Source organism: Pseudoalteromonas sp. bablab_jr011 (genome assembly GCF_016464045.1).
GTDB lineage: Bacteria > Pseudomonadota > Gammaproteobacteria > Enterobacterales > Alteromonadaceae > Pseudoalteromonas > Pseudoalteromonas lipolytica.
In genome coordinates, this window is the sequence record NZ_JACDWU010000263.1 from 1 (window position 1) to 14,055 (window position 14,055).

The window sequence follows — 14,055 nt, forward strand, 5'->3', positions numbered from 1 at the left end:
GGCACTAAAAAAGTAATGCGCGGCGGAAGGTTTTTAGAATCTCCCCGAGGTAGTAACGTGTATACACGCCAAGAATCTGATGAACTGGGCGAGGCCTACCGTGCCATAGGCTTTCGCTGCGTGCTTAACCAAGCGACGCCATTAGCACAGCAACCAGAGTAAGGTTTACTCTGGTTGCACATTACCAATTAAGCCAATGCCATAAATGGCTCTGCATCTATCATTGCCATAGCGACAGATCCAGAACGTGCACGGCTTGGTAATTTACGTTGCCATGCATCAAATTCACGTTGCTGTGACCCTTCTAAAATACGGTTAAGTTGAGAAAGGCCATTTTCGCGGGAGCATTTAGCACCGCCCTCACCCATGTGTTGTAATACCTCATCTAATTCTTCTGTGCAGAGAATATGTTTAAGTATGGTGATTATGGCACTCTCGCGTTGCTCATTTAATCCTGACCATGTGTACGTGTCAAAATCAATTAAACTTGCTAAATTCGGGTTGGCAAGCAAATGTAAAAACGCGCCTTTTGCTTCAGGCACTGTAAACTTTAATATTTCGGGCTGATGCTGAATTCGGCTAATAATGCGCTTAGCTTGTTGATGAGCAAGCACCTCAGCTCGCCACAACATGTCAACTTGACGCACACTTTTTCCAACAAACTCTACAATTTCTTGCCCTGTTGCAATATGCATTGCCACCGCTTTATATAGCACTTTAAATGCATCTTCTTGTATAAACTCTAAATAATCATAATCATTATTTTTAAGCTGGTGATACACAAATTGCGCCAATGTGACAATTTCGTCAACACCCACTTCACAAACTAACTCTCCCCCAACGCCAACTCCCCATACCAGCCCTGCTTTTGCACGAAGCACAAATTTCCCCGTATCGTAACCGAGATAAAAGCCAGCTTGAGCCCCAGCTCCTATACTGCCTGATAACTTTGAGCCTAGTTTGGCCAAGTCACAAAATGACGTGTTTCCGACTTTTTCTGGGTTGTCCCATTGAATTGCACCTGTTGCCTCACAGCCTGCAGACACACCTACAAACGCATTCACTTCTGCTTTTACTGGCTGAAAACGTTTATCTTTTTGCTGCATAGTTTGTTGTTCGGCTTCATTGAGGCCATCAAGCATTAACTGACCTTGCTTTACTGTACACCCCATATTTGCCGAGCCTTGTAACTTAGCCCCTGCATAGCCAAATGCACTCACTGTTGCAGCAAGGCGTATTGCGCCAAGGTTAAAGGTTTTTTCTTGTGTGCTATTTTTAAGGGGCATGGAGAATATTAATTCGTACCCTACTTTATTAGGGAAGTAGCCACTCATAACGGCTTTTGCTTCAGCAACAGCAAAGTCAATTTTAAAATCACCTTGCAATGCAAAAACTCCATCTTTTGGGCTAAATGTAGCAGCGAGACTAGCTCCGTGAGTGTAACGCATTAGCTGAGCCTCAGCACTTGCATCAAAGTAATCGCTTTTTTCAAAACCTTTAATATTAAGATCTTTATTAAACTCTTTAGCCCACTCTCCCCAAACCGTTGTATAAGTATCTATGATCTTTTCGTCGAACTTAAAGCTTGTTTTTAATTTGCTAAGATCATTTTTAAGGGCTTGTTTTAGTTTACTATTATTTAAACGGCCATTGTTGTCACTAAAACGTCTGCCATCACGAATATCCGTATCTAAGCGGTAACTTCGACGGTGATCTGCTATTTTATCGCTGCGTACATAAGTGTACTTTCGTCCTTTATAACCAATAACTTCGGTGATGTTATTTGCACTAGGGCCTTTTACTAAAGGTTTTAGTGTTTTATTTAGTGCCTGTTTGGCTTCGGTGATCTGCTTACTTTCTTCGGGATTATTTTTCCCTCGAGTTAAGCTTTGTTTCAGTTGTTCTATTGGTGAGTTAAGGGCTGCCATTTCACTATCGAGTATGTCTGCTAGTGACTGAGTTACAGCAATAAAGCAATGCTCTTCTGGAAGATATACAAAATCGATAATTTGCTGTTGAGTGTCAGACTCACTAACAGAAAAATTAACCATATGACGTGCACCTTCAGATTCAGCGGTTAATCTATAATCACCTGCAACTAAAGGTAAAATAAGCTCCCAGTCATAACCTTTATCAGCTTTATAATCGCCCGCAACTGATTCTAAAGTAGCTTGTTGCGAACCAGAAACTGGCCCATACCAAGTTATGAGTACACTGCGGCTATTATAAAATTGCCCTTTTAGAAATACATCAAAGCCGGTACAAACTTTTACATTATCACCAACTTGTGGAGGTTTTTTCGGTGTGAATGTTGGATAATTAAAGTCATAAAGTAAGCTTAAGTCTTGAGTACCAGTGTAGAAAAGGACAATACTATCAAGCGTTTCTCCCGGACCTAATGTATGAGTTGCAAAACGCCTTTTAGTTAACCCCCCTTGTTCTAATGTAATAACACTACTATCAGTAGGTTGACCAATAATAACAGCAGGTGAGATCGTATTAGAAATTTGTTCTTTTAGTGTGGAATGCGTCGTTCTGTTTTTAACAGTTTTATTTTGATTATCTTCTAATGATGAAGATGAACCTATATTAGAGGCACTACAGCCAGGGCTTATTTCTTGACCCTGAATTTGCGTTAAGAATACTGACTTTTTAACAAACGCATAAATCTGCTTCGTATCATTTTGTGATAATTTACTAATGCGTTCAACTTGATTATTGGCATAGGAAAATAATTGCTGATTCTCATATTGGCTTTTCCCAACATGCCAGTAGCGGGCATCATCCAAGTTAACTCTTACATAATCAGACCGATGAGGTTTAAGCTGAGTTAAAATTTTGTTTGGCACTTTACTCATAGGTAAAGTAACTTGAGAAATTCGGCTTTCATCAGGTTCGCACAGGTTTGATAGTTCTTCATCCTGCTGGAAATTAATTGAGTTTTGCCTAAATCGATTCCACTGTATTAAAGATCCCACTTTTACGCTTCCTTGCTGCTGAGATGATTCACTTCGATTTTAATACGGAACCTGATTAAATAATACACTCTATGCTCTTTTTCACTATATTTACGTATAAATTATCCACATTCTAAACAAAACGTATCTTTTTTTACCGTGAATTTTTGCTGATTAAGTGTCAGCCCATCAAATTGAATAAACTCGCTGCCCGTTTTATGGCCTAACAGTATATTAACCGCCAGTAAGCTTTGCATACTGCCCATAACTCCCAGTAATGGGCTTATTACACCCGCGTTATCACAATTTAATACTGGTTGATCATCAGTTTGCGGGAATACGCAGCCATAACAGGGGCTGTCGGAATTGCGAAAGTCAAAGCACATTAGTTGCCCTTGTGTGGCAATCGCAGCAGCTGAAATGAGCGGGATTGTGTGCGCTAAACAATAGCGATTAATTAAGTAACGAGTGGCAAAGTTATCACTGCAATCGAGTACGATGTCGGCCCCTTGTAAAACGTCTGCAAGGTTTTTTTCATCAAGTCTTTGGCAAATGGGCTCAATACTAATTTGGTTATTTAAGCTTGCTAACACTTTCGAGGCTGCCTGTGTTTTTGCTTGCCCTAAGTGATTAACTTTATACAAAATTTGTCGCTGTAAATTTGAAAGCTCGACATTGTCGTTATCAACCAACGTGAGCTTACCCACCCCAGCCGCAGCTAAATAAAGTAGCGCAGGTGAGCCAAGCCCACCAGCACCTACTACCGCAATATGTGCGGCCTTTAATATTTGCTGCCCCTCCAATCCCACTTCTTTAAGCATTAAGTGGCGGCTGTAACGTATGCGCTCTTTATCGCTTAACGCACTCATGCTTCTGAGTCGCCTTCAACACATTGCTTGAGTTTAGCAATCGCTGCGGGGTAATCTTCAGCTTCGGTAATTGCTCGCACCACAGCCACACTGCCTACCCCGGTATTTGCCACTTGCTCTGCACGTGACACATCAATGCCACCAATCGCAACTGTTGGGTAGTCGGCCATTAATGGGACAAATTTTTCAAGCTTTTCTAGGCCTTGAATTTGCCCTGTCATGTCTTTTGTGGTGGTTGGGTAAATTGCACCAAATGCCATGTAGCTCGGGCGATAATTATGGGCGCGCAGCATTTCATAAAAACCATGGGTCGAGACGCCTAAACGCAAGCCAGCCTCTTTTATAGCAATTAAATTAGCCGTTTGTAGGTCTTCTTGGCCTAAATGAACTCCATAAGCACCGTGCTTAATCGCCAGTTGCCAATAGTCATTAATATACACCTGCGCATCGTATTTTTGACCAAGCATAACAGCACTGGCAATGGCCTCATCTAGCGTTGCATCATCTGTATTTTTGATTCGTAGCTGTACGGTTTTAACGCCTTCAGCTAAACACTTTTCTAACCAATCAACACTGTCGACCACTGCATATAAGCCGAGCTTTTTAGACTGACACTCAGCAAAACCAGCCGCCATAGTAAAATTGCTAGGGTGATCAAAGTCGAGTTCATCACCAAGCCAACTCCCCGCTTCAATCACTTGTGGGTAATCTGCTAAATTAACCGGAAAATGAGTGTGTGCAACAGGGCCAATTCCTTCACCGTAACGCACTGCCGCTTTTAAACCTTGGTTTATATACGCTTTTGCGAGAATAAATGCGTCTTTCAGTGGATAACGCTTTGCTAGGCAAGCAGCAATCACTGAGGCCATACTACACCCGGTGCCATGGCTATGCGGTGTTTGAATTTTTTCATTTCCAAGCCAGTATTCGTGTGTATCTTGCAGGCAGTAATCGATGCAATAACCACTTGGGTAGTCCCAATGACCACCTTTGATGATGACCGATTTTGCGCCATAACTTTGCAGCTTTTGCGCAGCTTCTTTTACTGCACTTGGGCCAATTAAATACACTCCGGTCAGTAACTGCGTTTCGTGAGTATTGGGTGTAACAACATCTACCCACGGTAATAAACACTCTTTAATTGCACTCACGGTATCTTCTTCTGTGAGTAAATCGCCACTGGAAGCTATCGCCACAGGGTCATAGACAACCAAAGGCGGCACTTCCCAGGTGTTTTTATAATGTTTTAAATGTTCACTTATTAACTGAATTTGCTGCACATTCGCCAACATGCCGATTTTTATCACCGTGGCGGGCATATCGGTTACTAAAGCTTGTAATTGAGATTCAATCACCTCCGTTGAAATGGGATTTAAGGCCTCAACACCTAAACTATTTTGTGCTGTTAAAGCTGTGATCACGGTGCAGCAATGCACTGAAAAGCTTTGCATCGCTTTAATATCAGCTTGAATTCCAGCCCCGCCGCCGGAATCAGATCCCGCTATGCTCCATACAACCTGATTCATGTTTTCCTCTTCTTTAATTTTGATGCCAAAATGGCATGCCCATAGTAGGTGTTGATGGGCTGGCTACGTCTTTTTCGGGCATCGCTTTGGCTAAATAGCTGTATCTGCCTGCCTCAACGGCACTGCGAAATGCATGGCTCATTGTAACTGGGCACCCAGCTCCAGCGATTGCCGAATTTAATAATACCGCATCATACCCTAATTCAAGGGCTTGGCAGGCATGCGAAGGTAACCCTAATCCAGCATCAACGATTAAGGTATGACTAGGTAAACGCTCTCGGATCATTCTTAGGTTATAGGGGTTCAGTAACCCTTTACCTGTTCCAATAGGCGCACCCCAAGGCATCAGCACTTCACAGCCTAAATCAGCAAGACGCTGGCATAACACTAAGTCATCGGTGCAGTAAGGCAGTACTTTAAAGCCCTCATCTAATAGTATTTTTGTTGCTTCGAGTAACGCAAAAGGATCGGGCTGCAAATTATATTCATCACCAATCAGCTCAAGCTTGATCCAATCAGTGGCAAAAACCTCACGGCACATTTGAGCCAGAGTAACTGCCTCTTTCACACTGTGACACCCTGCTGTATTTGGGAGCACTTTAAGCCCGGTGTTTTTTATTAACTGCCAAAAATCATCGCCGGCTTGCGCACTTTGTTGACGCCTTAATGACACGGTAACAATGTCAGCCCCAGAGGCCACAATTGATTCTGTCATTATACTGGGCGAAGGATACAATGCAGAACCAATGAGTAAGCGGCTGCGTATTTGTTCACCATAAATAGTAAAACTATCCATGCTAACCTCCTTGAATGGGTGACAAAAGCTCAATGCTGTCACCCTCGTTAAGAGTTTTTATTTCGCATTGGCTGCGTGGTACAAAGTCGCCGTTTACAGCCACAGCAAATGGCGGCCTAGCCCCATAGTTTGCCAACGCCTCGCTAAGCGATATTTGCTCAGCCACAACAGCTGATTGGCCATTTATTACTATTTTCATTATGACCCCCTAAGTCATTAAGCTAATTGCTTCATCGACAACATAAGGCGCTAACAAATAACCATGACGATACAAGCCATTAAGGCTTATAACTCTCCCTTCTCGGGTCACCTGTGGACGGTTATCTGCAAATGCAGGACGAAGCCCTGATTGCAAACTTTCAATACGCGCTTCAGCAAAACCACTGTGAACCGTATAAGCCGCCGACAATAACTCAAGTGCTGAGCGCACGGTGACTTTACCTGTGTCGTGCGATTCAATTTCAGTCGCGCCAATCACAAACTGATGATTCAGTTTAGGTGCAATATAAATGGGGTAGCGCGGATGCATAAGGCGTACTGGCCGAGACAGGTTTACTTCTGGTGCATATAAGCGTGCCACTTCCCCCCTCACACCACGAAGGCTAGGTAAAGCTATTTTTGCCCCTAATCCCCGACAATCAAAAACAAAGTCATAACTTTGTCCATTCACCTTATGACCTGTTAAAGTAATGTGTGAGTGCCAATTAAAGCTGACTTGACGAGCAACTAATTGGTTATAGCTCGCAGCATAGAAGGCCTGGTTATCGAGCTGGCCTTCGCAAGGTAAATACACCCCTTGGTGAAAGCGTCCAGCAAGCTCAGGCTCAAGATCTGCTATTTGCGCGCTGCTCACTGTGTCAGCCGTATGCTCGGCTAATGGTTTTAAGCGGCTAATAAAACTGTGTAAATCGCCTTTATCTTGCTGATGAGCAACCACCAAACTGCCCGCTTGCTGAAAATACACAGGCTCATCCAGTTCACTAATAATCTGCTGCCAGCGTTGAATGCTCGCCAGCCCCTGCAGCGCTATATCTTGCTCACATAATACCGACTCAGCCAGCGGTGCGAGCATAGCCGCCGCAACATTTCCGGCACTGTTTGCTGCGTGTTGATCATCTTGCTCATACACGCTGACTTGATGCACTTTAGAGAGTGCTAAAGCAGTAAGTCGTCCTGTTAAACCAAATCCCAAAATTGCTATTTTTAAAGACATAAACGTTCTAGGTGCTAGATAATTCGCGCGAGATAATCATTCTAGCGCCTCGTTTTCTAGCACCTAGCTCCTTGGTTAAATTGCTTTATGATAGATTTCAGAACCCGTTTTTTTGAACTCGTCGGATTTCGCTTTCATCTCTGCTTCAACATCGACCATCTTAATTTCGATAGCATCGCCTACATTGTTAGGGTCGATACCTCGCGCTTCTAGATCTTTCGCGTAATCACGTACTTCTTGGGTTATTTTCATCGAGCAGAATTTAGGACCGCACATAGAGCAAAAATGGGCTATTTTGCCAGACTCTTGTGGCAGAGTTTCATCATGATACTCACGGGCACGTTCAGGGTCTAAACCTAGGTTAAATTGGTCGTGCCAACGGAACTCGAAGCGCGCCTTCGATAACGCGTTATCACGCTCTTGTGCCCCTGGATGACCTTTGGCTAAATCGGCTGCGTGTGCGGCAATTTTGTAGGTGATAAGACCTTCTTTTACATCTTCTTTATTTGGTAAGCCTAAGTGCTCTTTAGGGGTGACATAACACAACATGGCACAGCCATACCACGCAATTTGTGCAGCCCCAATACCCGAGGTGAAATGGTCGTAACCCGGTGCAATATCAGTCGTTAATGGGCCAAGCGTATAAAAAGGTGCTTCTTCACAATGCTTTAGTTGCTCTTCCATGTTTTCTTTAATCATATGCATTGGCACATGACCTGGGCCTTCAATAAACACTTGTACATCATGCTTCCATGCAAGCTTAGTCAGCTCACCTAGTGTACGTAATTCGCTAAACTGTGCTTCGTCGTTGGCATCGGCAATTGAACCTGGACGCAAACCATCGCCCAATGAAAAACACACATCATATTGTTTTAAAATTTCACAAATTTCTTCAAAGTGCGTGTATAAGAAGTTTTCTTTGTGATGTGCTAAACACCACTTTGCCATGATTGAGCCGCCGCGCGATACAATACCCGTGACACGCTTTGCAGTCATTGGCACATAACGAAGTAACACACCAGCATGGATAGTAAAATAGTCGACACCTTGCTCCGCTTGTTCAATCAAAGTATCGCGGAAAATCTCCCAAGTGAGGTCTTCGGCAACCCCATTTACTTTTTCAAGTGCTTGATAGATTGGTACGGTACCAATTGGCACGGGTGAATTACGTACGACCCATTCACGGGTTTCATGAATATAACGACCCGTTGATAAGTCCATCACCGTATCTGCGCCCCAACGAGTCGACCAAACCATTTTTTCGACCTCTTCTTCAATAGACGAAGTGACCGATGAATTACCAATATTCGCGTTCACTTTTACAAGGAAATTACGGCCAATGATCATTGGTTCGGTTTCAGGGTGGTTTATATTGTTAGGTAACACGGCTCTGCCACGGGCAATTTCATCGCGCACAAATTCAGGGGTTATAAAATCGGGGATACTGGCTCCGAATGACTCTCCCTTATGCTGTGCAGCAAGGAGCTCTTCACGAATTTTTGCACGGCCCATATTTTCACGAATAGCCACGTATTCCATTTCAGGCGTTACAATGCCTTGGCGTGCATAATGCATTTGCGTCACATTTTTACCTGCTTTCGCACGGCGTATTTTTGGGAGGTGCTCAAAGCGAATATGGTCTAAACCTTCGTCAGCCATTCGTTGCTGCGAAAACTGCGAGGTAACTGAATCAAGAATTTCCGTATCACCACGTTTTTCTATCCACTGTTCGCGGTACTTTTCTAGCCCTTTGCGCACGTCGAGTTTAAAATCAGGATCGGTATATGGACCCGATGTATCATACACACGAATTGGCGCATTCGGCTCGAACACGGGGTTTTCTTCGGTTCCACCTATGAAAGTATCACTGAGGGTTATTTCGCGCATTCCGACACGCACGTTTTCTTGCGTGCCTTCAACATATACTTTGTGCGAATTAGGGAAAGGTTGCCCTGTTAAGTTATAAATATAATCAGATGCAGCCGCACGAATTTCGCGGCGAGACGGTTTAGTTGTAGTGTTTGACATGACTTACCTCATTGCTTTAAGGATTGTCTTGTCAGATATTGCAGGTGCAATAGAGAGTGGCAAACGCCATTGGATCGTTAGTAAGTTATTTCACTTACAATTGCAGCCTAAGCTTAGCAACTTATGCCCCATTTTTTGGCGCACAAGCGCCCTATGAGGCAGCTTGTTCCCTACGCAGGTGTTAGCCTGATCAGGTTCACGGATCCCGCTTTCGCGATCTCAGCCTTATTAAAGGCACTCCGACAAGTATAAATTCGTTGTTTTATAAAAACGTAATCAGTGTACGTTAGTTAAAAATTCGCTGCAAGCGCTTTAGTTTTAATACTAATTCGCCTTATTAGGGAGCCGTATTAATGAAAGTAAAATGGTGCGCCCCTTGCAAAGTAAGCTGCTCGCCATTTAGCGAAATGACCGCGCCTTGTTTTAGCGTCGACAGCAGTTTCTTTTCAAGTTCATCAAGTTGATCACCGCACGATTTACGTGTCATACCTAGCTTTTTCACTGTTAAGGTATCTTCAACAAGCTGACCTTCACCAAAAAACTTGTTACAACCAGCAAACCCATTAACTTGCATCGCTTCAATAAAACGCATTGACGCTTTTTGCGATACGCTAATGGCTAACCCGTTAACTTTTGATAATTGCCACTGTGTATATTTTAATTGCTCACTGGTGACCTTCCCTGTCGATGAGCAGCCCATGCAAAATAGTACAAAAAGAATAGGCAAGGCTACTAACTTCATATTTTTTTACGACCAAAATTTCAATGCGATAATAATAACAACATTTAACGACTTTGATCGTTAAAAAAACATGTTTTATCTGTAAAAAAATGTTCTAAGCTAGCTCTTAATAGAACAACGGGCGTTATTTAAATAAGTTATCGACTTCTTCTGGTAAAAAAGGACGCCCTTTTTCATTAACAGAGGTGCCGATTACTTAGGCGCTTAGCATCACTTTATCATCATGTTTACGGTAAACGGTCTGCTTAAAAGCAAACTTTAAACGACTCACTCTCTGCGGCTCAACGGCCACATAAAATTCATCGCCCGGCACTAAAGATGCTTTGTAATCCATTTCACTGCGAAGCACCACTAGGTTAATTTTTTCTCGCGCAAGCTTTGCAAAGTCGACCCCTTTAGCATGTAGGAACTCATGGCGGGCATGCTCTAAGTAATTAAAGTAAACACTGTTATTAACAATTCCTTGCAGATCGCATTCATAGTCTCGCACTTTAAAGTCAACTTTAAAGGTCATAGTCGTATTCCTAATCAATTTACGTATAATTGCCTGCGTTTATATCATAAATACCTAAACAAGCTAAAGATTCACTTTTTTTAGGTATAAATACTCATTTGGCCAGTAGGCTTGCTAGAATAGCAGTCCCTAAAATGGAGTTAAGAACCGCATGAAACGACGTTTATCATTATTATCAGCAGCTATTTTGCCATTATTTGCAGCTTCATCGATTGCTTACGCTGAAGACACAGAGCTTGAAACTATTTTAGTTACGGGCGATTTCAAAAAAGAAAGTATTCAAACGTTAAGTGCCAGCGCAAGCCTTTTTTCAGACCATGAAATTAATCAGCGTGGAGCGAAATTTTTAGATGAAATGCTAGCCAGTGCAGCCAATGTAAACTTTACTTCGGGTGCATCACGCGGTCGTTTTGTGCAAATTCGTGGTGTGGGTTTACGCTCACAATTTGTTGATCCCATTAATCCATCTGTTGGCTTAGTGATTGACGGCATAAACTACTCTGGCCTAGGGGGTAGCTCACTGTTATTTGATATAGACCAAGTCGAAATATACCGTGGCCCACAGGGGACACGTTTTGGTGCAGATGCTTTAGCAGGCATGATTCAAATGGAATCAGCTGCGCCAACGCTCAATCCGAGTGTAAAAGTGCAACTCGGTGCAGGTAATTATAATAGCTACGAAGCAGGCATTGCAGCAGGTACAGGTATTACTGACGATACAAGCGTACGCGCAAGTCTTTATCAACGCGAGTCTGATGGCTATGTTGAAAATATATATTTAAATAAAGATACGCAACAGCAAGATGAACTTGTTTCTCGCTTTAAACTGCACAGCCAACTTACAAATAACTTACGCACAGAGCTAAGTGTGCATTATATCGATATTAATAATGGCTATGATGCTTTCACCCTTGATAACAGCCGCTACAGTGTAGCCGATGAGCCTGGTGAAGATAATCAAGAAAGCATTGCGGTGGGTCTTGCAAATATTTATACCGGTTTTGATTGGTTTGATGTCAGTCTGAACGTATCTGGCATCGACAGCGAACTGTTATACAGCTATGACGAAGACTGGGTTTGTAACGATGAAACACAGCCACAATTGTGTGCAGCTGGGTTACACCCTGATGGATATAGCTATTTTGATGCCTACTATCGTGATCGAAAAGATAAATCTGGAGAGCTACAGTTTAATGGTAAAGCAGGAGATTGGGTCGCTGGAATTTATTATCAAGACCGCAACGTAGAGCTAAACAGACACCGAAGAAAGTTTTCTGAATACGAACTATTTAACTCAACTTATGATGTAAACAATATTGCTGCATATGGGCAATTATCTACTCCTATAAATAATAAAACGACGTTAGTTACAGGCTTACGTATTGAACAATATCAAGGAGATTACACCGATAGTAATGGTTTCATAGAAAGCACCGACGATGTAATGATCGGTGGTAAGCTTGCTCTTGAATATCAAGTCATTGACCGCACCATGATTTACACCAGTATTACTCGTGGCTACAAAGCTGGCGGCATTAACTCTGAGGCGTTAGCAAAAGCGAAAGATGAAGGCTTAAATCTTGACGCTGACTTTTTTGCTAACCACACCTCATTCGCCCCTGAATACCTTTGGAGTGGTGAGTTTGGTGTAAAAGGCAGCTCACTTGACGATAAATTCGTCCTGCGCTTGGCAGCATTTTACATGTACCGTGAAGATATGCAGTTGAAATCATGGCAAGTCGAGGGGCAAAACTTTACAGGTTTCTTTGATAATGCAGGCTCAGGTGAAAACTATGGTCTGGAAATTGAAGGTAGTTATCAGCTAACAGATAATTTATTTATCTCTGGTAGCGCCGGTTACCTGCACTCTGAAATAAATGATTACGTTGCTCGTCCGAGTTTATGGCAAGAGCCAATTGATCAAGATGGCCGCGACCAAGCACAAGCACCGAAGTATCAATATGCATTTACGGCACGCTATAACTTTACCCCTGCACTTTATGCATCGATTGGTGTTGAAGGCAAAGATGATTATTACTTCTCAGATAGCCATAACTCAAAAGCACCGAGCTCTAACTTAGTGAACGCATCGTTAGGTTATGAAAGTGAAAACTGGAGCATCAATGCCTGGGCACGAAACTTATTTGATGAAGATGTACCAACCCGTGGTTTTGAGTTTGGTAACGACCCACTGGATGGTTACACCACTCACACATACACACAATTGGGTGAACCGATGGTGGCCGGTGTGACATTTATTTACGAACTGTAAGTCGTGAAGGCGCTGGTTTTAACCAGCGCTTATTATCACCTGATTTTCGCGGATGAATCTGCTTCTACATAATCATGTAACAAGGGGTTCAACCGCGAATATCACGACTCAATGAATTATTCGGTGTGAGTTAAAGGTTCCTGCATTTAAGCTCGTTCCACATCAAAGGTGATCACGTCTTTAATCTTTTGCTTGTTCGTTGCAAGCATAATTAAACGGTCAACCCCCAGCGCCACACCTGCACATTGTGGTAAGCCATGCTCAAGCGCTGCAATCAAGCGCGTATCCATCGGTACCTGTTTTAAACCATTTGCTTGGCGATATTGATTATCTTCATTAAAACGCGCGGCTTGCTCTTTTCCATCGGTAAGTTCATTGAAACCGTTAGCCAACTCCATATTTTTGAAATACAGCTCAAAACGCCCAGCAACGCGATTGTCATGCTGACAAATTTGCGCAAGTGCCGCTTGCGAAGCTGGAAAATGGTAAACAAAACATGGCTTTTCTTGGCCGATAGTTGGCTCAACCTTCATGCAAAATAACAGCTGCAACAACGTATCGCGATGCGTTTCATGCGCGGCAATATCAGCAAACCCTTGTTCGCTTGCTACGTGCTGTAACGTACTCATGTCAGCAGTTAATGGATCTATACCTAATGCATTTATAAACGCATGTTGGTAAGTTAAACGCTCAGCCGCGTCAACACCCAGTACAAGCTGCATAAGCTCGTCCATTTCATCCATAAGCGCAAATTCGTCGAAACCTGGGCGATACCATTCAAGCATGGTAAATTCAGGGTTATGATGACTACCCGCTTCTTCGTTGCGATACGCTTTACACAATTGAAAGATAGCACCCGATCCTGCCGCCAATAATCGTTTCATCGCAAACTCAGGCGAGGTTTGTAAATATAACGGCAAACCACCTGCATGACCTGGGCCCACAAACTCGGTACTAAAACTGGCTAGGTGTACATCGGTAACACTGGCCGCACTAAGAGTCGGTGTTTCAACTTCCATCACCTCACGCTCATAGAAAAATTCGCGAATACGGCGAATGATCGCAGCTCGCTCGCGTAAAGTAGCAATATCAGCGCTTGGTTGCCAAACAGCAGTGGACATACAGTCTCCAAAAAAAA

Annotated in this window: 10 protein-coding genes, 1 pseudogene and 1 riboswitch; of the genes and pseudogenes, 1 reads left to right on the forward strand and 10 read right to left on the reverse strand. The window is 43.0% G+C overall.

Annotation, left to right across the window (positions count from 1 at the left end; genetic code table 11):
- Positions 1-188: 188 nt before the first annotated feature.
- The 9 genes and pseudogenes from JIG41_RS15645 to JIG41_RS15685 all read right to left on the reverse strand — a co-directional run bounded on the left by JIG41_RS15645 (position 189) and on the right by JIG41_RS15685 (position 10,645).
- Positions 189-2,978 carry a hypothetical protein gene (locus tag JIG41_RS15645; RefSeq protein ID WP_199525062.1) on the reverse strand — a complete coding sequence of 930 codons (2,790 nt, stop codon included), beginning with the start codon at positions 2,976-2,978 and terminating at the stop codon, positions 189-191.
- 101 nt (positions 2,979-3,079) lie between these two features.
- Entirely contained in the window at positions 3,080-3,826 is a 747-nt protein-coding gene (locus JIG41_RS15650; RefSeq protein ID WP_075594338.1) for a HesA/MoeB/ThiF family protein, read from the reverse strand.
- Entirely contained in the window at positions 3,823-5,352 is a 1,530-nt protein-coding gene (thiE, locus tag JIG41_RS15655; RefSeq protein ID WP_075594337.1) for a thiamine phosphate synthase, read from the reverse strand. Before thiE ends, JIG41_RS15650 begins: the two co-directional genes overlap by 4 nt.
- A 13-nt stretch (positions 5,353-5,365) precedes the next feature.
- Positions 5,366-6,148 (reverse strand): thiazole synthase, encoded by a 783-nt coding sequence (locus JIG41_RS15660; protein ID WP_075594336.1) that lies wholly within the window; start codon positions 6,146-6,148, stop codon positions 5,366-5,368.
- A 1-nt stretch (position 6,149) separates the two neighbouring features.
- Positions 6,150-6,347, reverse strand: a complete 198-nt coding sequence (gene thiS / locus JIG41_RS15665; RefSeq protein ID WP_036971421.1) for a sulfur carrier protein ThiS — start codon at positions 6,345-6,347, stop codon at positions 6,150-6,152.
- Positions 6,348-6,356: 9 nt separating this feature from the next.
- The gene (locus JIG41_RS15670) at positions 6,357-7,361 is read right to left on the reverse strand and encodes an FAD-dependent oxidoreductase (protein WP_199525063.1); all 1,005 of its coding nucleotides are present in this window, start codon (positions 7,359-7,361) and stop codon (positions 6,357-6,359) included.
- A 75-nt stretch (positions 7,362-7,436) separates the two neighbouring features.
- Positions 7,437-9,389, reverse strand: coding sequence for a phosphomethylpyrimidine synthase ThiC (thiC, locus tag JIG41_RS15675; RefSeq protein ID WP_036971427.1), 1,953 nt, complete (start codon positions 9,387-9,389; stop codon positions 7,437-7,439).
- Between the two features lie 150 nt (positions 9,390-9,539).
- Positions 9,540-9,641: riboswitch (TPP riboswitch) on the reverse strand.
- Positions 9,642-9,726: 85 nt separating this feature from the next.
- Entirely contained in the window at positions 9,727-10,131 is a 405-nt protein-coding gene (locus JIG41_RS15680; protein ID WP_075594334.1) for an META domain-containing protein, read from the reverse strand.
- Positions 10,132-10,255: 124 nt separating this feature from the next.
- Positions 10,256-10,645, reverse strand: a pseudogene (locus tag JIG41_RS15685) (acyl-CoA thioesterase).
- 151 nt (positions 10,646-10,796) lie between these two features.
- On the opposite strand from JIG41_RS15685, the gene JIG41_RS15690 reads away from it, so the two are divergent.
- Positions 10,797-12,917: a TonB-dependent receptor gene (locus JIG41_RS15690; protein ID WP_075594333.1), complete on the forward strand. Its 2,121-nt coding sequence runs from the start codon at positions 10,797-10,799 to the stop codon at positions 12,915-12,917.
- A 146-nt stretch (positions 12,918-13,063) separates the two neighbouring features.
- On the opposite strand, the gene epmA is transcribed toward JIG41_RS15690, so the two are convergent.
- Positions 13,064-14,038, reverse strand: coding sequence for an elongation factor P--(R)-beta-lysine ligase (gene epmA / locus JIG41_RS15695; protein WP_036971439.1), 975 nt, complete (start codon positions 14,036-14,038; stop codon positions 13,064-13,066).
- Positions 14,039-14,055: the final 17 nt, after the last annotated feature.

Coding starts and splice junctions, on each gene's coding strand:
- JIG41_RS15650 (WP_075594338.1), bottom strand. CDS start 3,826: ATGAGTGCGTTAAGCGATAAAGAGCGCATACGTTACAGCCGCCACTTA.
- thiE (WP_075594337.1), bottom strand. CDS start 5,352: ATGAATCAGGTTGTATGGAGCATAGCGGGATCTGATTCCGGCGGCGGG.
- JIG41_RS15660 (WP_075594336.1), bottom strand. CDS start 6,148: ATGGATAGTTTTACTATTTATGGTGAACAAATACGCAGCCGCTTACTC.
- thiS (WP_036971421.1), bottom strand. CDS start 6,347: ATGAAAATAGTAATAAATGGCCAATCAGCTGTTGTGGCTGAGCAAATA.
- JIG41_RS15670 (WP_199525063.1), bottom strand. CDS start 7,361: ATGTCTTTAAAAATAGCAATTTTGGGATTTGGTTTAACAGGACGACTT.
- thiC (WP_036971427.1), bottom strand. CDS start 9,389: ATGTCAAACACTACAACTAAACCGTCTCGCCGCGAAATTCGTGCGGCT.
- JIG41_RS15680 (WP_075594334.1), bottom strand. CDS start 10,131: ATGAAGTTAGTAGCCTTGCCTATTCTTTTTGTACTATTTTGCATGGGC.
- JIG41_RS15690 (WP_075594333.1), top strand. CDS start 10,797: ATGAAACGACGTTTATCATTATTATCAGCAGCTATTTTGCCATTATTT.
- epmA (WP_036971439.1), bottom strand. CDS start 14,038: ATGTCCACTGCTGTTTGGCAACCAAGCGCTGATATTGCTACTTTACGC.